Here is a 994-nt window from a genome sequence, read left to right as displayed (position 1 = left end):
CTGGCCTTGCTGGGGCAGAGCAAAACCTATGGCAAGGAGCGGCTGGAAGCGGCCTGCCTCCGGGGGCACCTGACCGGCGCCAACCGGCTGCACAACATCCGCAGCATGCTCAAGCATGGCCTGGAGGAGCAACAACTCATTGCCAACGAGCGACAGGATCCGCTGCAAGACATCCGTCATGACAATGTCCATGGCGAGCACTACTTCCACTAACCCCACGGATCAGGAGAAGCCGATGCAATTACACCTCGATGAACAACTAAGCCGCCTGCACTTGAGCGGCATGAAACAGGCTCTGAACCAGCAGCAGGCCCAGAGCATGCTGTACCTGGATATGGGTTTTGAAGAGCGGCTGCAACTATTACTGAGCCATGAGCTGGTGCAGCGGGAGCAGAGGAAAACCAACCGCCTGGAGAAGCAAGCCCGGTTCCGGCTAGCCGGACAGGTGGAGCAGCTCGACTATCGGGCGGGTCGAGGCGTGAGCAAAGCGCAGATCCGCCAACTGCTGGAAGGACACTGGCTGAGTCATCAACAAAACCTGCTGCTAACGGGCGCGGCAGGCTGTGGCAAGAGTTACCTGGCGTGTGCCCTGGGCCGTTACTTTATCCGGCAAGGAGTGGGCGTGCGGTATTACCGGCTGAAAACCCTACTTGAAGAGATGCGACTGGCCCAAGCGGATGGCAGCTATCCGAAACTGCTGGAGCGGGTAAGCAACATAGGGGTACTGATCCTGGATGACTGGGGCATGGAGATGCTGGACGCGAGCGAACGCAGCAACCTGCTGGAGATCATCGATACCCGCTACGGCAACGTCTCAACGATAGTGGCGAGCCAATTGCCGGTGGAGAAGTGGTACGGGATGATCGGAGAGGCAACCTTCGCCGAGGCGATCTTGGACCGACTGATCCACAGAGCGGTGCGCGTGACCTTAACGGGAGAATCGATGAGAAAACAGGGCGCCAACTTGACCGATGCCGATCAGGCGGAGTAAAAG

General features: G+C 58.8%; 1 protein-coding gene and 1 pseudogene. Both read left to right on the top strand.

From position 1 onward, the window contains the following. A pseudogene (locus OKC40_RS22600) lies at nucleotides 1-213 on the top strand (IS21 family transposase); the annotation flags it as partial. A 22-nt stretch (nucleotides 214-235) separates the two neighbouring features. Continuing rightward, nucleotides 236-991, top strand: a complete 756-nt coding sequence (gene istB, locus OKC40_RS22595; protein WP_043851824.1) for an IS21-like element ISAs27 family helper ATPase IstB — start codon at nucleotides 236-238, stop codon at nucleotides 989-991. Nucleotides 992-994: the final 3 nt, after the last annotated feature.

It is taken from the genome of Aeromonas sp. QDB11, assembly GCF_027705265.1.
Classification (GTDB): Bacteria; Pseudomonadota; Gammaproteobacteria; order Enterobacterales; family Aeromonadaceae; genus Aeromonas; species Aeromonas allosaccharophila.
The sequence above is the reverse complement of the archived record's forward strand: the minus strand, read 5'-3'. Positions and strand labels throughout refer to the sequence as shown.

Bases quoted from the DNA above. Each gene is read 5' to 3' on its own strand.
- istB (WP_043851824.1), top strand. From the start codon at position 236: ATGCAATTACACCTCGATGAACAACTAAGCCGCCTGCACTTGAGCGGC.